At 69.1% G+C, this 19,768-nt stretch carries 19 protein-coding genes; 9 read left to right on the top strand and 10 right to left on the bottom strand.

Annotation, left to right across the window (positions count from 1 at the left end; translation table 11 throughout):
- Nucleotides 1-301: 301 nt before the first annotated feature.
- On the bottom strand, nucleotides 302-1,066 hold the full coding sequence (locus NF4_RS33265; RefSeq protein WP_063131373.1) for an SWIM zinc finger family protein: 765 nt from the start codon (nucleotides 1,064-1,066) through the stop codon (nucleotides 302-304).
- Nucleotides 1,066-3,873, bottom strand: coding sequence for a DEAD/DEAH box helicase (locus NF4_RS33260; RefSeq protein ID WP_063131372.1), 2,808 nt, complete (start codon nucleotides 3,871-3,873; stop codon nucleotides 1,066-1,068). The genes NF4_RS33265 and NF4_RS33260 overlap by 1 nt, the downstream gene beginning before the upstream one ends.
- A 319-nt stretch (nucleotides 3,874-4,192) precedes the next feature.
- Between NF4_RS33260 and NF4_RS33255 the strand changes: the two genes are divergently transcribed.
- Nucleotides 4,193-4,555 (top strand): hypothetical protein, encoded by a 363-nt coding sequence (locus tag NF4_RS33255; protein WP_063131371.1) that lies wholly within the window; start codon nucleotides 4,193-4,195, stop codon nucleotides 4,553-4,555.
- 50 nt (nucleotides 4,556-4,605) lie between these two features.
- Nucleotides 4,606-5,316: an HNH endonuclease family protein gene (locus tag NF4_RS33250; protein ID WP_084533769.1), complete on the top strand. Its 711-nt coding sequence runs from the start codon at nucleotides 4,606-4,608 to the stop codon at nucleotides 5,314-5,316.
- Here the strand turns inward: NF4_RS33250 and NF4_RS33245 are convergent, their stop codons facing one another.
- The 4 genes from NF4_RS33245 to pdhA form a co-directional block, all read right to left on the bottom strand.
- Entirely contained in the window at nucleotides 5,317-6,141 is an 825-nt protein-coding gene (locus NF4_RS33245) for a sulfurtransferase (RefSeq protein WP_063131370.1), read from the bottom strand.
- Nucleotides 6,142-6,243: 102 nt separating this feature from the next.
- On the bottom strand, nucleotides 6,244-7,698 hold the full coding sequence (locus NF4_RS33240) for a dihydrolipoamide acetyltransferase family protein (RefSeq protein WP_232330765.1): 1,455 nt from the start codon (nucleotides 7,696-7,698) through the stop codon (nucleotides 6,244-6,246).
- A 30-nt stretch (nucleotides 7,699-7,728) separates the two neighbouring features.
- Entirely contained in the window at nucleotides 7,729-8,703 is a 975-nt protein-coding gene (locus NF4_RS33235) for an alpha-ketoacid dehydrogenase subunit beta (RefSeq protein WP_063131369.1), read from the bottom strand.
- Nucleotides 8,700-9,830: a pyruvate dehydrogenase (acetyl-transferring) E1 component subunit alpha gene (gene pdhA, locus NF4_RS33230; protein WP_063131368.1), complete on the bottom strand. Its 1,131-nt coding sequence runs from the start codon at nucleotides 9,828-9,830 to the stop codon at nucleotides 8,700-8,702. Before pdhA ends, NF4_RS33235 begins: the two co-directional genes overlap by 4 nt.
- A 144-nt stretch (nucleotides 9,831-9,974) precedes the next feature.
- Between pdhA and NF4_RS33225 the strand changes: the two genes are divergently transcribed.
- The 3 genes from NF4_RS33225 (at nucleotide 9,975) to NF4_RS33215 (ending at nucleotide 12,251) form a co-directional block, all read left to right on the top strand.
- Nucleotides 9,975-10,496, top strand: coding sequence for an Lrp/AsnC family transcriptional regulator (locus NF4_RS33225; protein WP_063131367.1), 522 nt, complete (start codon nucleotides 9,975-9,977; stop codon nucleotides 10,494-10,496).
- A 46-nt stretch (nucleotides 10,497-10,542) separates the two neighbouring features.
- Entirely contained in the window at nucleotides 10,543-11,388 is an 846-nt protein-coding gene (locus NF4_RS33220; protein WP_063131366.1) for an SDR family oxidoreductase, read from the top strand.
- 146 nt (nucleotides 11,389-11,534) lie between these two features.
- On the top strand, nucleotides 11,535-12,251 hold the full coding sequence (locus NF4_RS33215; RefSeq protein WP_084533767.1) for a TetR/AcrR family transcriptional regulator: 717 nt from the start codon (nucleotides 11,535-11,537) through the stop codon (nucleotides 12,249-12,251).
- Between the two features lie 163 nt (nucleotides 12,252-12,414).
- Here the strand turns inward: NF4_RS33215 and NF4_RS33210 are convergent, their stop codons facing one another.
- Nucleotides 12,415-13,071 (bottom strand): TetR/AcrR family transcriptional regulator, encoded by a 657-nt coding sequence (locus tag NF4_RS33210; protein ID WP_063131365.1) that lies wholly within the window; start codon nucleotides 13,069-13,071, stop codon nucleotides 12,415-12,417.
- Between the two features lie 120 nt (nucleotides 13,072-13,191).
- On the opposite strand from NF4_RS33210, the gene NF4_RS33205 reads away from it, so the two are divergent.
- Nucleotides 13,192-14,229, top strand: coding sequence for a glycoside hydrolase family 113 protein (locus NF4_RS33205; protein WP_232330764.1), 1,038 nt, complete (start codon nucleotides 13,192-13,194; stop codon nucleotides 14,227-14,229).
- A 46-nt stretch (nucleotides 14,230-14,275) separates the two neighbouring features.
- Here NF4_RS33205 and NF4_RS33200 read toward each other — a convergent pair whose 3' ends face one another.
- The 3 genes from NF4_RS33200 to NF4_RS33190 form a co-directional block, all read right to left on the bottom strand.
- Nucleotides 14,276-14,842 carry a hypothetical protein gene (locus NF4_RS33200; protein ID WP_063131363.1) on the bottom strand — a complete coding sequence of 189 codons (567 nt, stop codon included), beginning with the start codon at nucleotides 14,840-14,842 and terminating at the stop codon, nucleotides 14,276-14,278.
- 532 nt (nucleotides 14,843-15,374) lie between these two features.
- A complete protein-coding gene (locus NF4_RS33195) occupies nucleotides 15,375-15,809 on the bottom strand; it encodes an acyl-CoA thioesterase (protein WP_084533766.1) in 435 nt (144 codons plus the stop codon).
- Nucleotides 15,810-15,828: 19 nt separating this feature from the next.
- Entirely contained in the window at nucleotides 15,829-16,776 is a 948-nt protein-coding gene (locus tag NF4_RS33190; RefSeq protein WP_063131361.1) for an AraC family transcriptional regulator, read from the bottom strand.
- 277 nt (nucleotides 16,777-17,053) lie between these two features.
- Between NF4_RS33190 and istB the strand changes: the two genes are divergently transcribed.
- The 3 genes from istB to NF4_RS40205 form a co-directional block, all read left to right on the top strand.
- The gene (gene istB, locus NF4_RS39880) at nucleotides 17,054-18,025 is read left to right on the top strand and encodes an IS21-like element helper ATPase IstB (protein ID WP_269749673.1); all 972 of its coding nucleotides are present in this window, start codon (nucleotides 17,054-17,056) and stop codon (nucleotides 18,023-18,025) included.
- Between the two features lie 736 nt (nucleotides 18,026-18,761).
- Complete coding sequence (locus NF4_RS33180; RefSeq protein WP_063131400.1) at nucleotides 18,762-19,505, top strand: IPT/TIG domain-containing protein; 744 nt, start codon at nucleotides 18,762-18,764, stop codon at nucleotides 19,503-19,505.
- Between the two features lie 128 nt (nucleotides 19,506-19,633).
- A partial coding sequence (locus tag NF4_RS40205) for an IPT/TIG domain-containing protein (protein WP_198165567.1) occupies nucleotides 19,634-19,768 on the top strand: 135 nt, incomplete at its 3' end.

Raw genomic sequence — 19,768 nt, 5'->3', positions numbered from 1 at the left:
TCGGGTCCGACAATGACGGGCAATAGCTGGCGTAGGCGATTCTGTCATGTTTACGTCGATAGGCTGGCGGGGTGGAGCTGAGTGTGCAGCCCGAGGTGCTGCGGACCTAACCTACCGCGTCGGGCATTATCAACTCGAGTGGATCACCTGACTCTGCCGACGAAGTCGGGTCGTCGATCAGAACCGACTGCCGGTCATATAGCCGGAATCACGCGAGGCCGGGTAGGAGACGAAGCTCGCCACGTCCTCCGGTGCCGATACCCGGGCGAGGTGGATCGGACACCGGGACGCTCCGGGTGTGCTAACGGCCGGTCAGCGTCGAGTACACGACCATCAGTGCCCGCCCGGCCTCGGCCGCCGTCGACTCGTCCGCGGACAGCATGCGCAGGGCCCGCCGCAGCAGCGCCGGATCCAGGTCGTCGGGGGCCGGCCGGATCCCCGGTGCCGGCAGCGCGGGTAGTTCCACGCTCTCACCGTAGGGATCGGTGACCTCCCCACTCTCCGGCGCCGTCGCCTCGACCCCGCTGATCAGGGTGTCCAGGCTCAACCCGCGCAGGGTGAGCAGATCACGCGGATGGTCGTCGAGACGTTCGGCGAGCAGGCAGGCGACCGCGATCGCGTGTTTGCACGGCCAGCCCGGATCCGGGCAAGTGCAGCCGAAATCGATATCGGCGGCGGTCTCCGGGAGCAGGTGCGGGGCGAGTTCGCGGGGCAGATCACCGGAGACCACCCGGGCGAGCATGCCGGGCGAGCCCCGGATCAGCTCGACCAGCAGCTCCACCTCCTCGTCGCGCAAGCGCCGGATATCGCAGGTCGTGGCGAACGGGCGCGGCTGGCTGCCCTGCACCTCGGCGGCCACGACGCCGGGCTCGATCCGGTAACTCACCACCTGCCCCGCCCGGGCATAGGTGCGGCCCCGGGCGAGCCGGCCGGGTTCGGCGAGCCGCTCGACCACCTCCACGAAACTCTTGCCCCAGAAGGTGCGGGCGAAGGCACCGCGCCGGCTGCGCGCGCCGACGCCACCGGAAACGGGCCGGCGCCTGCCGAATTCGCTGAAATCGGCCATCACTCACCCACCGCCTCGGCGCCGAGGGTGAACAGCCGGGCCAGGTCGTCATTGCCGAGCTCGGTGATCCAGTTCTCGCCGACCCCGACCGCCAGATCGGCGAGTTCGCTCTTGCCCGTGATCATCTCGTCGATACGTTCCTCGATGGTGTCGACGCAGACCAGCTTGCGCACCTGCACCGCCCGGCGCTGCCCGATCCGGAACGCGCGGTCGGTGGCCTGGTTCTCCACGGCCGGATTCCACCAGCGATCCAGATGCACGACATGATTGGCGGCGGTCAGGTTCAACCCGGTGCCCCCGGCCTTGAGCGAGAGCAGCATGATCGGCGGACCCCCGACACCCTGGAACGCCGCGACCATCCCGTCACGTCGTTTCTTGGCGACACCACCGTGCAGGAACGGGATCTCGCCCCCGAACCGTTCGGCGAGGTACGGGACGATGAGCTCGCCGAACTCGCGGAACTGGGTGAACAGCAGTGCCTTTTCCCCCTCGGCCAGGACGGCGTCGAGCACATCCTCGACGAGCGCCAGCTTGCCGGATCGGTGGGCGCCGCGGCGCAGCACCGCGGAGGAATCACCGAGGAAATGCGCAGGGTGGTTGCAGACCTGCTTCAACCGGGTGAGCGCGCCGAGCACCGCCCCCTTACGGGCCATTCCCTTGGCATCGCGCAGTTTCTCGAGCATATCCTCGACCACCGCCTGATACAGGGCGGCCTGTTCGACGGTGAGGTTGGCCCGGACGGTCATCTCGAGTTTGTCCGGCAGATCGCTGATCACGGCGGGATCGGTTTTCACCCGGCGCAACAGGAACGGGGAGGTCACGGTGCGCAGCCGGGCCACCGCGTTCTCGTCGTTCTCCCGCTCGATCGGTACGGCGAAGCGGGCCCGGAAGGTCTGCGGGCTGCCCAGCAGTTTCGGTACCGCGAAATCGAAGATCGAGCGGAGCTCTTCGAGCCGGTTCTCCACCGGCGTACCGGTGAGCGCCAGCCGGTGCCGGGCGGGCAGCGCCCGGGCGGCCCGGGCCTGCCTGGTCGCCGCGTTCTTGATGTGCTGGGCCTCGTCGAGCACCACCCGTTCCCACTGCTGCCGGGACAGGTCGGCGATATCGCGGGCGAGCAGCGCGTAGGTGGTGACCACCAGATCCGCTCCGGCCACCGCCGTGTCGAGGTCACGGCCCTGTGCGCGGCCGGGACCGTGGTGCACCAGGACCCGCAGGTCGGGCGCGAACCGTTCCGCTTCGCGCTGCCAGTTGCCGACCACCGACATCGGGCACACCAGCAGGGTCGGCCCGGGTGCGCGGTCACCCTCGCGTTCGTGCAGCAGCAGGGCCAGCACCTGGACCGTCTTACCCAGACCCATATCGTCGGCGAGGACCGCGCCGCACCCGAGCCGGTTCATGGTCGCCAGCCAGGCCAGGCCGCGTTCCTGGTAGGGGCGCAACTGGGCCTTCAACCGTCCGGGCACGGGCACCGGATCCGCCGGTCGTTCGGGATCGAACAGCGCGGCGGGCCAGCCGCTCGCCGTGACCTCGGTCAGCGGCACGCCCCCGGCCCGGTTCTCGCTGATCTCGCCGATCAGATCGGAGAGGGTGATCTCGTTGTCGCCGTGGTGCAGGGCCACGAACTTCGCGGCGGCCGCGAGCACGGTGTGATCGGCCTGCACCCATTCGCCGCGCAGGCGCACCAGATCGGACTGGGCCGAGATCAACCGTTGCATCTCGTCCTGGGACAGCACGGTGTCGCCCAGTGCCAGTTCCCACCGGTAGCCGACCAGCCCGTCCAGCCCCACCGTGCTCTCGGCGGCGGGTACCGCGGCGCCCTCGACCCGCAGCCGCAGGCTCGGCTCGGTGATGTTCCAGGCCCGGGGCAGCAGTAGCGGAATACCCGCGGCCGACAGTGCCTGCGACCCGTGCGCGACCAGATCGGCCACCACCTCGGTCGGCAGCAGCAGATCGAGGCTGTGCGGGTCGCCCGGGACATCCCGCAGCCGGGGATAGGCGCGCTGCGCCCGGCCCAGCCATTCCAGGCCCAGCCGTACCTCGTCGGCCGTACCGGGTACCGGGATCGGCCGCGGTGCCGTCCCGTCGGCCCGCAGGCAGACCTCGAGGCGCCACAGCGCGGACGCGTCCGCGGTATCGGCGAACTCGCCGTCGGGTTCGCGCAGCCGCAGCACCAGCCCGGTCTCATCGGAGGCGCGGCTCTCCCGCCACTGCCGCAGCACCTCGGCGGCCTGGTGGCTGCCGGTCTCCACCGGAACATCCGTGCGCAGACCGTGTACGAGCGGATGCGGGTGCGGATCCGCCGCGATCAGTTCCCGCACCATCGGATCGGTGAGCTCGGTGACCATATCGTCGAGCACATCGCCGGGCGGTCCGGCGACCCGCAGCGCCGGCGGCAGCAGGGCGGCCAGTTCCGCGAGCCAGGCCCGCTGGCCGGAGCCGCCGGACAACCGCCAGCGCGCCCACCATTCAGCGTCCTCGCGCCGGAGTTCGGGAACCACCGCGCCGGCCCGCACCCAGCGTTCGATCCCCTGGGCGATATGGCCCAGGAAGCGCAGGTCCCCGGCCACGGCGCCGGTCGGCAACCGCTGCCGCAGCGCGGCGGCGGCCGGCCCCGGGGCGAGCGCGTGCGCCCGCACGGTCTCCCGTCGGGTGCCCGCGTCGTCCACCACGAGCACCTCGGCCCGGTGCCGGAAGCGCGATTCGGCCAGGACCGATCCGAGCAGCCCCGGCACGGGCGGTCCGTTCGCGCTACCGGGGGCACGCCACAGCAGCAGCCCGGAACCGGGCGACCACAGTCCGTGCAACATGGCCCCATCAAATCAGCCGGGTGCGACAGCCCGCGCACGGTCCCCCGCCCCCGCGTCCCGCGACCGTGGGCCGGTGGACGCGATACCGGCCCGGCGCACCCGGGCTGTCCCTGGATTTATCCTCCGCGACGGCACATACTGGAAAATATCCGCTGGTCACCGCTGATATCCGCATTTGCCGTGCGCAGCCCCGCCGGGCAGCTCGGGCTGTCTCCGGCGGCCACCAGTGGCGCCCGGCGCAGCCCGGCCCGCGAACAGCGGTCCCATCAACAGCGGCATCCCGGCACTGCGGTGCCATCGAAAAGCGGAGGGCAGCAGTATGACGATCCTGCTCCAGGTTCTCGAGCAGAGCTACACGCCGACGACCCCGTGGGAACGGCGCAAGTTCACCTTCGTGAATGCCGACAAGATCGTCGGCATGCGGCTCGACGGGCAGTGCGGAGTATGGCTTGACCTGTCCCGGCCCGGCGAGTCGCAGCGTCTGGCCCACACCACGGTGCCCGAAGAGGCGGTCACCTTCCTCCTCACCGCCTTCGCCAAGATCGCCGAATGTACCGACAGCGGTGGGTCATGGGTGATCGGTCACGACGGAGTACATATCGAATCCCTGGTCGCCACGCGCTTCCCGCCCCGCACCAGCCGGGTCGACAACGACGAACTGCTGGCCCGCGCCTGGCTCTGACTCCGAGACCGCGGTAGCTGTCGGAGGGGTCCGGTATACCGGTATCCGTGATGACACGGGGGACGATTCACGCGGTTACCGCTCTGTGTGCCGCCTTTCTGCTACTGGCTTCGGGGACCGGATGCGCGGCGGTCACCGGGCAGCGGCCCGCACCGGGCAGTCCGGGGCGGGCGCAGCTCGAACAATTGCTCGGCGCGGTCCGGGTGGTGCCGCAACGCCCACATCCGGGCGGATACGAACGCGGCTGCGGGGCCGGGCAGGGGTGCGTTTTCGGCCCCGCCTGGTCCGACGACCACGACGGCCCCGGCGGCCGGGACGGCTGCGACACCCGGAACAATGTGCTCGCGCGCCAGCTCACCGGAGTCGGCTACCGGCCCGGTAGCCATCGGTGCGTCGTACAGTCCGGCACCCTGGCCGACCCCTACACCGGCGCCCTCATCGTGTTCAGCAAGGAGAACGCCCGGCGGATACCGATCGACCACATCTATCCGCTGGCCGCGGCCTGGGATCTCGGGGCGGCCGGGTGGCCGGCCGCGCAGCGGATCCGGTTCGCCAACGATATCGATTACAACCTGCAGGCCACCGACGATGCGACCAATACCGACAAGAGCGACAGCACTCCCGCGGACTGGCTACCGCCGTCCCGGCCCGGGCACTGCTACTACGCGGGCCGCTACCTCACCGTCGCGTTGCGCTACGGGCTTCCGGTCACCGCCGCCGATCACACGGCGTTGCGTCGGGTGGCCGCGACCTGCGGATGATCACCCGGCCGATACGCCGGTGGCGACCGGCCGCTTCGGATCGTGGGCCCACTGCGACCAGGAGCCCGGATAGAGCGCGGCCTGTACCCCCACCACGGCGAGCGCCGCGATCGCGTGCGCGGCCGTGACACCCGAACCGCAGTACACCGCGACCGGGGCCTCGCCGATCTCACCGAACCGCTCGCGCAGTAGGTTCTCGGGCAGGAAGCAGCCGTCCTGATCGAGGTTCTCGCTGCTCGGCGCGCTGATCGCGCCGGGTATGTGCCCGGCGCGGGGATCGACGTGTTCCTGTTCGCCGCGGTAGCGCTCGGCCGCGCGGGCGTCCAGCAGGACCCCTTCCCAGCGAGCGACCGCGTCGGCGTCGATCACCGGCAGCCGGCCCGGCCGGAGTTCGATATCACCGGGCGCCGGATCGGGTTCCACCCCGGTGGCCAGTTCCCCGCCGGACCGGGTCCACGCCGGGAGCCCGCCGTCCAGGATCCGGACATCGGCGATACCCGCCCAGCGCAGCAGCCACCACGCCCGCGCCGCGGACATTCCGCCGATCGCGTCGTAGACCACCACCGGATCGCCCGTGCACAGACCCCAGCTGCGCGCGCATTTCTGGAGCCGGCTCGGGTCCGGGAGCGGATGCCGCCCGTGGGCGGGTGAGGGCAGGGCGGCGAGTTCGGTATCCAGGTCGACGAACACCGCTCCGGGTATATGACCGTTCTGGTAGTGCTGTGGCCCGTCGGGATCACCGAGTTGCCAGCGCACATCCAGCAGGCGCAGATCCTTCTCTGTTGATTCCCGGAGTTCTTCAGCCGAGATCAATACCGCGTTCAACGCAGCTCCTCGTCCAAGGGTCTGGAACAGATTTCGCCACCGTACGCGCGGGCGGTCCGCGAAGTCCATGCGTACACGGATATCCGCGGGTGAATTCTGATGTCAGATCCGGGCGAGCAGCGTCAGCGGGTCCTCCAGCAGGCCGGCGACGGTCGCCAGGAACCGGGCGGCCGCCTCACCGTCGATCATCCGGTGATCGAAACTCAGCGTCAGCGTCGCCACCGAGCGGACCGCCAATTCGTCTCGGAAGACCCACGGCCGTTTCACCACCGCACCCAGGCACAGGATCGCGGCCTCGCCCGGATTGACCAGCGGCGTACCGGATTCCACACCGAAAACGCCGACATTGGAAATGGTGAACGTGCCGCCGCGTAGATCGGCCGGCCCCGCCCGGCCGTCCCGCGCGGTCCGGGCCAGCCACCCGATTTCACGGCACAGTTCCCGCAGGCTCAGGGTCTGGGCATCCTTGATATTGGGCACCAGCAGCCCACGCGGGGCGGCCACCGCGATACCCAGGTTGACGTAGTGCCGGGTGACGATCTCCGCGTTGGCCTCGTCCCAGAAGGTGTTGATCACGGGGAATTCGGCCAGCGCGGCGAGTACCGATTTCGCCACCAGCGCGAGCAGGGTCGGGGTGATCCCTTCGAAGGATCGGGTGGCGCGCAGATGTTCCAGCAGTTCCAGCGAGGCCGTGACATCCACCGTGATCGAGGTATCGGCCTGGGGGATCGTGCGCGCACTGGTCACCATGGCCGCCGCGGTCCGCTTACGGACCCCGGCGATCGGCGTGCGCTCCTCCCGGACCGACCCGGCGGCTCGTTCCCCGGGCGGCGCGGCCTCGTCACCGGGATCGCGATCGCGGGTATCGGGTTCCGAAACCGGCACCGCACCACGGACATCCGCGACGGTGACGGCCCCCTCCGGCCCGGAACCGGCCACATACCACAGGTCTATGCCCAGCTCCCGGGCCAGTTTGCGGGCTCCCGGCGTCGCGGCCACCCGTTGCGATTCGGCCGCGGCCCCGCGCGCGAAGTCGCCACCGTGTTCCGGCGGTTCCGCCGCCGTCCGGGCAGTCGTGCCGTGCGATCCGCCGATCACGCCGCTCTCGTAGGACATCCCGTTGCCCGCGGACGGCTCCGTCGGCGGTACCGCCGCACCGCCGGCGCGTTGCCCACCGCGCCGCCGCCGCGAACCGCGCTCCTCCGACGGCCCGTAACCGACCAGCACCGAAGGCCGCCCCTCGGCTCCCGATTCCGTTGCGGCCGTGCGTATCCGGAGTAGCGGTGCACCGACGTCGATGGTCTCGCCGGGCTCGGCGAGCAGTTCCACGACGGTCCCCGCGAACGGGGACGGTAGCGCGACCACCGCTTTCGCGGTCTCGACCTCGGCAATGGTCTGGTTCAACGCGATCTCGTCGCCCACCGCCACCGTCCAGTTCTGGAATTCGGCATCGGTGAGTCCTTCGCCGAGATCGGGGAGACGGAACTCCAGGATCTCGCCGGTATCTGCGGCACGACCTTCGTCGGCGCGGGCGTCGTCGTCCACGGTTTCGGGCACCTCCGGCTGGCATCAGGGCGGGATCACACTTCAGGCGGCAAGCGTTCGATCGACCGCCTCCAGGATCCGATCCGGGTCGGGCAGATGATGCTTCTCGAGCTTAGCCGGAGGGTAGGGGATATCGAACCCGGCGACCCGCAGTACCGGCGCCTCGAGCCGGTAGAAACACCGCTCGGTGATCCGGGCGGCGAGCTCGGCGCCGATACCGCCGGTGCGCGACGCCTCGTGCACCACGATGAGCCGGCCCGTCCGGTCCACCGATTCGGCGACGGTGTCCACGTCCAGCGGGGCCAGGCTCCGGAGATCCACGACCTCCAGCGAGATCCCTTCCTCGGCACCCATCTTCGCGGCGGCCAGCGCGGTGGCGACCGTGCCCCCGTAGGCGACCACCGTGGCATCGGTCCCGCGCACGCACACCCGGGCCCGGTCCAACGGCAGGTCCGGTTCGGCTGCCGGATCGAACTCGGCTTTGTCCCAGTACCGGCGCTTGGGTTCGAAGAAGATCACCGGGTCGTCCAGGGCGATGGCCTGCCGGATCATGGTGAAGGCGTCGGCCGGATTGCTCGGCGCCACCACCCGCAGCCCCGCGGTGTGCGCGAAATACGCCTCCGGCGATTCGGAATGATGCTCGACCGAGCCGATGCCGCCCCCGAACGGGATGCGGATGGTCAGCGGCGCCCGCACCGCGCCCCGGGTCCGGTAGTGGATCTTGGCGACCTGGGAGACGATCTGGTCGAACGCCGGATACACGAACCCGTCGAATTGGATCTCGCACACCGGGCGGTAGCCGCGCAACGCCATCCCGAACGCGGTACCGATGATCCCCGACTCCGCCAGTGGCGTATCGATCACGCGACGGTCGCCGAAATCTTTCTGCAGCGCGTCGGTGACCCGGAAGACGCCGCCGAGCCGGCCGATGTCCTCACCCATCAGCACCACTTTCGGATCCTCCTCGAGCGCACTGCGCAGCCCGGCGTTGAGCGCCGCGGCGAAGGTGGTGATCATGAGCGGACTCCTTCCTCGCGCAGGGTGGGCGCGACGGTGGCGAGCGCCCCGGCCGGGTCGTCGGCCAGGTACGCGAGATAGTCCCGACGCTGCTCGTCGAGGCCCCGGTGCGGGGTCGCGTAGACGTGCTCGAAGAGTTCCGGCGGTTCGGGGTCGGCCATGGTGAGGGTCTCGGTGCGCATCCGGTGGGCGACCTCGTCGGCGCGTTCCTCCACTCGCCGCCGGGTCTCGGCGTCGAGCAGGCCCTCGCGGTCCAGTAGCCGCCGCATCCGCAGGATCGGGTCCCGCCGCGCCCACTCCTCGGTCTCGGCCGCGGCGCGGTAGCGGGTGGGGTCGTCGGCGGTCGTATGCGGACCCATGCGGTAGGTGATGGCCTCGACGAACGAGGGCCCGCCTCCGCCGCGGGCGCGCGCGACCGCCTGCCTGGTGACAGCCAGTACGGCCAGCACATCGTTGCCGTCCACCCGGATCGCGGGGATTCCGTAACCGATCGCCCGCTGGGCGATCGGCGTGGCGCTCTGCAACTGCACCGGCTCACTGATCGCCCAGTGATTGTTCTGGCAGAAGAACACCACCGGCGCGCTCCAGCTCGCGGCGAAGGTCAATGCCTCGGCGATATCCCCCTGGCTGGTGGCGCCGTCGCCGAAATAGGTGACGGTCGCGATCTCGGCGCCGTCGAGGTGGGCGGCATAGGCGTAGCCGGTGGCGTGCAGCGCCTGGGCGCCGACCACGATGGCCGGGTTGGCCATATTGGCCGCCGCCGGATCGCCGATCCCGTGCGACACTCCCCGCCACATCCGGGTCATGGCGCTCGGCAGTACCCCGCGGCAGTAGGCAACGGCACTCTCCCGGTAGCTGCCGAACACATAGTCGTCGGGGTGGAGCGCGTGCGCCGATCCCACCTGGGCCGCCTCCTGTCCCTGGCACGGCGCCCAGAGGCCGAGTTGCCCCTGCCGGGCCAGCGCGACGGCCTCGGTATCGATCCGCCGGGTGACCACCAGGTCTTCGTAGAGTCGGCGCAGTTCACCGGGACCGACATCGGCGACCAGGGCCTGATATTCCGGGTGGTGCACCCGAGCGCCGTCGGGCTGGATCAATTGCACCGGATACTCGGTTGTGCCGGGCATCGGCCTCGCCTCCTCACGCGGGTCACGCGTCGATGTGGCCTGTAACACATAGCATCCACTCTTAAGCGATCTGCGCAAGTCTCGATCCGACAACTGAGCAGATTGCACGGTTTTGCGGCCTTCAGGCCTGTCATACTGCGTTACATGACCAGTCCGGAGACTTCCGATGCGGTAGTGGACGCCACCGACGCGCGCCTGCTGCTGGAACTGATCGCCAACCCCCGGGCCACCGGCGTGGAGCTGGCCGCCCGGCTCGGGCTGTCCCGCAACACCGTGCAGGCGCGGCTCGCCCGCTGGGAAGCCACCGGCGTACTGGGCAGTTTCGAACGCCGGGTCGAGTTGCGGGCGCTGGGCTACCGGCTGTCGGCCTTCGTCGCGGTGGTCGTGGACCAGCACCGGCTGGAAGCGGTGGTCGGCGAATTGGCCGAGATCGCCGAGGTGACCGAGGTGTGCGGCATGACCGGCCCCACCGATCTCACGGTCCGGGTGGTGGCCCGCGACGCCGACGACCTCTACCGCATCACCGGACAGATCCTGAAGATTCCCGGGGTCGTCCGCACGAATATGGCCCTGGTGATGCAGGAATCGGTGGGACCGCGCACCGCCCCGCTGCTGCGCCGGCTCGCCGGGCAATCACGCCCCGCCGACGGGCGCCGATCCGATTAAGCGACACATAGGGGCATATGTCGCATGTAAGCGTTAGAGTGCCGGCATGGAGCTCTCAGGCACAGTAGCGGACGCTTTCTCCGGACGGACCGCTGTCGTCACCGGCGGCGGATCCGGTATCGGCGCGGCGCTGGCACGACGGCTGGCCGACCACGGGGCGCGGGTCGTCGTGGCGGACCTCGATCCGGCCACCGCGGAGCAGGTGGCCGGCGAGATCGGCGAAAGCGCCGTCGCCGCCGGCGGGGACGCCGCCGATCCCGCGGTGATCCAGCGGCTGATCGATACCGCGGAATCCGCCTTCGGCCCGGTGGACCTGTACTTCGCCAATGCCGGGATCGGCGGCGGCGCCGGGCTGGACAGCACCGACGCGCAGTGGGCGGCCGCCCTGGAGATCAACACCATGGCCCATATCCGCGCCGCCCGCCTGCTCGTCCCCGGCTGGCTGGCGCGCGGTACGGGCTACTTCGTGAGCACCGCGTCGGCGGCCGGGCTGCTCACCCAGCTGGGTTCCGCGCCGTACTCGGTGTCCAAGCACGCCGCGGTCGGTTTCGCGGAATGGCTGTCCATCACCTACGGCGACAAAGGCATCCGGGTCAGCTGCGTATGCCCGATGGGCGTGGATACGGCGCTGCTGCGCGAGGGGATGATCCCGCCGGACAACGAGGCCGCCGGGCGGCTGGCCATCAACGCCGTGAAATCCGCAGGCGCGGTGCTCACTCCGGAAGAAGTCGCCGATACGGTGCTGGCCGGAGTGGCGGCCGGACAGTTCTTGATCCTGCCGCACCCGGAAGTGCTGACCATGTACCAGCACAAGGGGTCGGACTACGACCGCTGGATCCGCGGGATGCGCCGATTCCAGCACGCGCTGGAGAACCCCGGCTCCCAGCAGTGACTCCCGCCGGTCTCCGCGGGCCGCTCCCGCCGTCGTCGCACTCCACCGCGCACGGCCCGCGGAGTCGCGGCGGCCCCTGCCGATACGGCCACCGGAGGCGGTGGTCACGCGCGGGACGCGCCGAAATACCGGGTTACCATAACTCGGTGAATGGGCCCGTTGAGGTGGATACGGCGGCGCGAATCCTCGATTCCGTGGTCGAGATCATCGAAGCCGACGGATACGACGCGGTGCAGTTGCGCACGGTCGCCAAACGGGCACGGGTATCACTCACCACGATCTACGGCCTCTACAGCAGTCGCGACGAGCTGATCGTGGCCGCGGTGGCGGCGTGGATGGCTGCCCACTCCTACGACGAGCTGGCCCTGCATCCGCGGGAGGAGCCGCTGGCCGACGGGTTGATGCGCCTGATCCGGCAAGTGTTCCAGCCGTGGGAGCAGAGTCCGCGCATGGCGCTGGCCTTCTTCCGTGCCCGCGCCACCGCGGGCGGCCACCGGCTGGACCGCCAGGGGTTCGAGGCGGTCCTGCCCGCCGCCGCGCATCTCCTGGCCGGGCTGGACCGCGATTACGTCACCGATATCGCACTGGTCATGGTCAATCTCTGCTACGCGATGGTGGGCCGACTGGTCGACGGGACGGCCGACGTGCCCACGATCCTGTCCTCGCTGGACCGGGTGATGCACCGGTTGACCAGCGACAACACCCGGCTGGCGACACAGCGCCCGGCGCCGGGAGCGCAATCGGGCGCACCGGCACTGGACTTCTCACTGTTCTCGCTGTTCGGCCCCGGCGTCGGCGAGCCGAACGGTTCCGCGAGCGGCGGCGGGCCGGGCGGCCCCGGCGTCGAGCGGACAACCCGGTAGTCCACCACGACGCCCCGCCATCCACGTCGCGGAGCTGTTCACGCCCGGCCTTCCCGGTAGACCGATCGGATCGGCGCGGACCGGATTCCGGTAACCGTTCGCGGTGCGCGAGACTTGGCCGTCGGCTCCACCAGGCTGCCGATAGCCGGGCAGAACGCCTCTGTCACTGATGTCCGGGGTGTTGCGGCGGTTCCTCCTCGGCCGCGTCGAATGCCGGTACGAGTGGGGCGAGCGCGGCGCGAAGCAGGTCGGGCAGCGAGCCGGATACGACGACGAAGCCCGCGGTGGCCGGTGTACCGGCTGCCGGCTGTAGCCATTTCTCCAGTGCGACGCGGAGGGCAGCGGCCACACTGGCCGCGAGCACGGGGGCGGCGAATTCGTCTGCCGCACCGAGGCGCTCGGCGATGGCGGCGGCGAGGGGTTCCGAAATCGCGTCGGTAGCACCGAGGAACGCCTCGCGCAGCGCCGGGTGCGTGGTGATCAACAGCAGTGCCTCGCGATGACGTTCGCCCGGATCGGTGTATTGCGCCAGGATCGCCTCGATGACGGCGTCGGCGAGGCGATCCCCTGCGGGCCGCGCCGCTATCGCCGAGGCGACTCGCGCCTCCCGCTCGGCGGTGACGGCGGCAACGATCGCCTGCTCACGACTGGAGAAATAGTTGTTGTAGGTACGCGGTGAGACACCGGCCGCCTCGGCGATGTCCTCGACCCGCACCTGGTCCGGCCCCTGCTCCAGAGCCAGGCGCAGCGCTGCTTCCCGCAGCGCCTCGCGAGTGGCCTGTTTCTTGCGCTCGCGCAATCCAGCCGGTCTCGTTCCCACGATCCGATCCTGCCACAAAAACCTGCGTGCACGAAATATTGCGTGCACGCATTTTTTGCGGCTAGGCTGGCGGCGACCGAAACCCGATCGACAGGAGGGAGCACCATGCGAGGCAAGGGAATGACGTACGACACCGGTTTCATCCGGAACGGCCGGGCGTCACGGAAGGAATTCGACCTCGAGATCGTCCGGCGTGAGCTGGCCATCATCCGAGACGATCTGCACTGCACTGCCGTGCAGATCGTCGGCGGCAATGCCGACCGGCTGGAACTGGCGGCCCGGTGCGCTGCCGAACTGGGCCTCGAGGTGTGGTTTTCGCCCTACCCGCTGGAACTGACCACCACGGAGATCCTGTCCCTGTTCGCCGACTGCGCGCGGCGGGCCGAGCGACTGCGGCAGACGGGGGCCGAGGTCGTGTTCGTCACCGGCGTCGAACTGAGCTTGATGAACCGGGAATTCTTGCCCGGTGACACCGTCTGGGAGCGGCTCGAGTTCCTGCTCGGACACCCCGATGGCCGCAGCGAGCGACTCGCCGAGCTGATCACTCGCCTCGACGACTTCCTCGAAAAGGCGGTAACCGTGGTCCGCGAGCACTTCCGAGGCAAACTCACCTACTGCGCCATACCGCTCGAGCGGATCGACTGGACATCATTCGACATCATGTCGATCGAGCTCATCCGCTCCGCCGAGGTGGCCGACCAGTTCCGCATGGGCGTGCGCGAGCTGGCAGCACAGGACAAGCCGCTGGCGATCACCGGTTTCGGCACGGCCACCTGGCGCGGCGCCGCCGACGTGGCGCCTCGCAGCAACGAGATCGTCGAATACGACCCCGCCACCGGTGATCCGATCCGATTGACCGGGGACTACATCCGGGACGAGGCCGGGCAGGCCGCGTACCTCACCGAACTGCTGGAGATCTTCGACAGCGAAGGTGTCGACAGCGCATTCGTGTTCCTGTTCGCGCTCCACAACCACCCCCACCGCCCCGACGGCGACCCGCGAGACGATCTGGATCTCGCCAGTCTCGGCATCGTCAAAGTTCTCGACGGCCGCCGCGGCGCGACCTATCCGGACATGGCATGGGAGCCCAAAGCGGCATTCTCCGCCGTCGCCGGGTACTACGGCGGCGAGGACGACACGAATCGCGAGCAGCAATGAACCATGTATCCGTTGTTTTCCGCGCGGCTACCGGAATTGCCGCCCGCTACCGCCGGCCGGGATCCGCCCACAGGGTCTCCGCGGCCGACGGCGATCCGGCCGGGACGCCGGCCGCGTCCAGTGCCGCTCGCTTGAAAGCCTGTGCCGCCAGGCTGACCTTATGGGTGTTCACCAACGCGAACCCGTCGCCGAGTTCGACAGCGGGCTCCCGGCCCCACAGGTAGGTCTGCCGGGTCAGGTGGCCACGCCGCGCCAGGACCTCGTCGCGGACCCGGGCGTCGGCCAGGTAGATATCCGCGGCGGCGGCGAGTATGTCTAGGTCGGCGGTCCACCCGGCGCGGACCGGCGCATCGGCGAGTGCGATCGCCTTCGCGCCCAGAATGTCCAGAGCCCGGGTATCACCGGGATCCGGTAGGAGTACGACGGTCTCGCAACCCGCCGCGGTTCGATCGAAGATCCAACCGCCCAGGCAGTCCACCGCGGCGGCGACGGTGGGCGCCACGACCGCGGCACGGTTCCGGATCGATCGGCGCCCGGGACTGTCCGCCCAGCGGGCGGCCGAGCTGGTGGAATCGGCTCCGAAGTCGCCGGAAACAGCGAATTGCACTGCCATATCTGCCATTCCGTTCTATCGAACTACACCGTCGGCTGCCGCGTCCCGCGCGCAGGCGGAGACTGCGGGCATACCGAGAGAGATCCCGTTCGCGCGCCGGATAGGACCGGCCGCGGTCCGGGGAAGTGCGGGCGGCCGGATCCGCCGACCGTCGCCGGGCACCGTCCGGATCCGCTGCGACGAGCCGCCGCCACCGGATTTCCCGACGCCCGCTCGACCACCGACGACTCCATGCACAGGCCTGCCCTTCCGTGCGATCGAGGAGACGCCTCGACCACCCTGCCGCGCTGCTATCGCACCTACTCCGCAGCGCGGCGCGGCACGACAGTAACACGGTTATTGCCTGTTCATGGCCGGATTCGACAGTCCCGGCGAAGAACTGTCCGCGGCCGTGCGCGTTCCCCTGCATGAGCTCGCGGAACACCGGAGAACGCGCTGCACAGATCACGAAAGGTGACCGGAAGTGCCCGACGGCGATTCGCGGGCGCCCGGAAACCGGCTCTCCGGGGGCTCCCGGAGAGCCGGTTTCCGGCTACTGCTCGGCGGTATCGGTGACCAGGACCGCGGCGGCCTTACGGATCACCTCGGGGATCTCGACCGGTTTGCGGCTTTCCGAATCCACGTAGACGTGGACGAAAGTCCCGGTGGCGGCGAGCTCGAGATCGCCGCCCGCCTCCCGGAAGATCGCGAGGTCGTAGGTGATGCTGGACCGGCCGAGGCGGGCGATCCGCAGACCCACGCGCAACAGGTCGGGGAAACTCAGCGAGGCATGGAAGCGGCACGACGTCTCCGCCACGATCCCGATGGCGGGCAGTTCCCGGATATCGGTACCCGTCGCATCGATCAGCCAGGCATTGACCGCGGTATCGAAGTAGGCGTAGTAGGTCACGTTGTTCACGTGCCCGTAGTGGTCGTTGTCGGCCCAGCGGGTGGGCACCGGCCAGAGCACCGGATACTGCTTGGTCACCCGGCCGACGATACCGGGGTCAGCCGACCGTGGGCACCGCGACGGCCCCGAGCCGATGATCGCGCGGGCTCACCCCGAACTGCCGTTTGAACGCGGTACTCAACGCGAAGGCGCTGCCGTACCCGACCCGGCGGGCGACGGCCTCCACCGTCTCGTCGGTGCCCTGCAGCAGATCGGCGGCCAGATCCAGCCGCCACTCGGTGAGGAAGGCCATCGGCGGTTCGCCGACCAGTTCGGTGAACCGCCTGGCCAGGGCGGCCCGCGAGGACCCCACTTCCCGGGCCAGCTCGGCCACCGTCCAGCCGTGGGCGGGATTGTGCTGCAGCAGCCGCAATGCTCTGCCGACCAGCGGATCACTGTAGGCGTGATACCAGGGCGGTGCCTCGTTCCCGGCGAACCAGGTCCGCAGGGTCGCGATGAGCAGCAGGTCCAGCAACCGGTCCAGCACCGCGCTCTGTGCGGGCCGGTCCTTCACGGTCTCCTCCACCAGCAGGCTCAGCACCCGCTCGTCGGAACGTCCACGCGGCACCACCAGGGTCTGCGGCAGAGCCCGCAGCAGGCGTCGGCTCACCGCACCCGCCTGCTCGTAGGACCCGGTGACCAGCACGGTCTCCCCGGCGGGGTCGTTACCCCACTGCCGGACACCGAGGCTCATGGTCTCGCAGAGCACCTCACCGTCCACCGTGGTGGTGATCTGGCCCGGGTTGATCAGAATCTGCGGCTCGGTGGCGGGGTCGTCGGCGACGGTATAGGGCTGCGGCCCCCGGAACACCGCCACATCCCCGGCGCCCATCCGGTACCGGCCGCCGTCCTCGGTGAGAACCCACGCATGCCCCCGGATCACCGCGGCCAGCGTCAACGGCGATTCGTCCTGAATGCGTAGCGACCACGGCGGGCTCAGCAGTGAACGCAACAGGAACGCGCCTCGCGCCCTCGGCCCCTCCAGCAGCCCGGCCAACGCATCCATTCGCCCAACGATAGCCGCGGCGCCGGGCGCACAACGGCTCCGGGCCGCCCGGTGGCGGGAAGGGTGACACCTCGGCGGAGCTGTTTCGGCCGGCCGCCGGAGTAACCCGGATGCGGTCGGCCGGAGCTGCTGCCGTCGCTCCACTGCTCATCAATCATGACGGCGGTTGTGCACCGGAATCGACGGCCCCGCCCGGCATTCGACGGCCGCCGAGGGTGTCACAGCGCACACCTATCATGTAGATATGGAATAAGTAGAGGGTGAGGGGAGGGTACCGATGCCGGACATGTCGAAAGTGGAACTCTACGCCGCGATCCGGCAGGACCTTCGCGCCGGCCTGTCCAAACGCGCCATCGAGCGCAAATACGGTGTGGGATGGCGCACGGTGGCGCGAGCAACCGAGTCGGTATTGCCCGAGCCGCGCAAAGAGTATCCCCCGCGGCCCCAGAAGCTGGATCCCTACAAGCCGTTCATCGACGAGGTGCTGCGCGCCGACCTGAACGGTCCTCCCCGGCAGCGCCATACGGCCACTCGGATATATCGGCGTCTGCTGGCCGAGCAGGGCATGACAGATGTGTCGTATCAGCGGGTCAGCGCCTATATCCGCGAGCGCAGACCGCAACTGCGAACCGAACAGACGACCGCCCGCCGCCGTACCGAAAGACTGGTCGGGGCAGCGGGCTTCCCACTCGTCAAAACTCTGCAGGACTTCGATTTCGACGCCAACCCCGATATCGACCCGGCGGTCGTCCGGGCCCTCGCCGAATGCAACTGGGTGCGAGACGGTCTGGCGCTGTGCCTGATCGGCGATTCCGGCACGGGAAAATCCCACCTACTGATCGCGCTGGGCACCGAGGCGGCGAGAGCCGGCTATCGGGTCCGGTACACCTTGGCCGCCGGACTGGTCAACAAACTGGAGGAAGCCGCCGACGAGCAACGACTCTCTCGGGCCATCGGCCGCTACCGGGGCATCGATCTGCTGTGCATCGACGAGCTCGGCTATACCGAGCTGGGCCGGCACGGTGCCGAACTGCTGTTCCAGGTGCTGACCGAACGGGAAGAGAAGAAGTCGGTCGCGATCGTGGCCAATCGCGATATCGCCCACTGGTCGGAGATCTTCCCCGACGCCCGGCTGCGCGCCGCCATCATCGACCGGCTCACCTTCGGTGGCACGATTGTCCGGACCGGGTCCCGAAGCTATCGCCGGGCCCACTCCCGGTCGAACGCACCCACCGATACACCTCGCTGATCCGACCCGTTCCACCTCGCCGAAGCAGGCGCGGTGATCAGCCGCGGTACCGCGATCGTCCGTCCGCCGTTCATTCCGAAACGCCCTCGCGCGCAGCCGATGACCATAGTGCCGCCGGACGCCGGAAAACCAGCGAATCGGCATTCTTCTTACCACCGTCGAATTTCGTGGGAAAACCTCCCCGGAATTCATGAGCAAACGCTGTCGGAATTCGCGATAGCTCCGTCGCATTCGATGATAAAAAGCCCCACTCCGAACTACACGACAGTCCTGACCTGGGCAGATCGATCGAAATTCACTGTTGCACTCAATGTTCGAGAGACGTATCTTTGCGAGTGGATTGTTTCCGACTCATTAACATGAGGGGCAATATGGACCATTCGTAATCATGCGTGAGGCGGCCGGCCGAAACCGGCGGCGCGCCTGTACAGAACGCAATTACGTCACCGGCAACGGCGTACCGCGCCACCGGTCGCCGGCAACGCCTCCGGCGAGACCACCATTACGGTGAGAGCCATCGCCCGGATGGCGTGATCCTCCCCGCCGGCATCTCCCGGTGACGTTCCGGACGGCAGCCCTGTCAGGGCAGCATTCCCGTTTGCGCCCGCCGAAAGCCGTACAGGCTGCGGGCGATTCGAACGACAACTTCCAGCGCGACAACTCCGCTCGGTGGCATTCGGCCGCCCGGCGTCGGTCGGTCGCGCCCATCGAACACCTCGATCAGAAAGACAGCATCATGCCTATCTCTCCCAACCAGGGTTCCACCGCGGGCGGTACCGCCGTCACCATCACCGGTACGAACCTCGGCGGCGCCACAGCCGTGCGCTTCGGTGCCAAACTCGCCACCATCACAGCCAATACACCGACCTCGGTCTCGGTCACCTCCCCATCGGGGACCGGCACAGTCGGGGTAACCGTCACCACGCCGGGCGGGACCAGCAACCCGCTGTCGTTCTTCTACGTCGGCCCGCCGTTCAAATCGAGCCTGTCTCCGGTCTCGGGAGTGACGGCGGGCGGTAATACGATCACCCTCACCGGGTCCGGTTTGGCCACAGCCACTTCCGTGTCCTTCGGCGCCAATGCCGCCACTCCGACCGTGGTGAACGACGGCGTGCTGACCGTGGTCGTGCCCGCGGGCGCGGCAGCGGGTTCGGTCGGGGTCACCGTCACCACGGCAGGTGGGGTCAGCAATGGCCTTTCGTACACCTACGTGGACGCGCCTACCGTCGGCACCCCGGACCCGGCCTCCGGTCCGGCCTCCGGTGGCACCGCGGTGACCATCCCGGGCACCGGTCTGACCACCACCGAGTCGGTCACGTTCGACGGTGTCCTGGCGCCGTTCAACATCCTCTCCGATACGGCTATCGTGGCGGTCACACCACCGGGAACCGCCGGTGCCGTCGATGTCGTGGTCACCACCTCCGGTGGCAGCGACACCGCGACCGATGCGTTCACCTACGTCGCCGGACCGGGTATCTGACCGGATCATGCCGCCGGTTCCGGGCAGGGCAGCGACGCCCTGCCCGGCACCGGCACTCTCCGCACACCCTCCGCCCCTGCTCGTGGCCGGACGGGGGCTCCGACGCCCCGCTCTGAGAGGAGCACTCCATGGCCCCCACCTTGACCTCCCTTTCACCGACTTCGGGCCCTGCTTCCGGACTCAACAACGTCACACTGACCGGCACCGGATTCGTCGGTATCGTCACCGCTGTGCGTTTCGGCACCACGACAACCACTTTCACC

The sequence above is a fragment of the Nocardia fusca NBRC 14340 genome (assembly GCF_001618425.1).
Lineage (GTDB): Bacteria > Actinomycetota > Actinomycetes > Mycobacteriales > Mycobacteriaceae > Nocardia > Nocardia fusca.
This window is presented reverse-complemented; position numbering and strand designations above follow the sequence as displayed.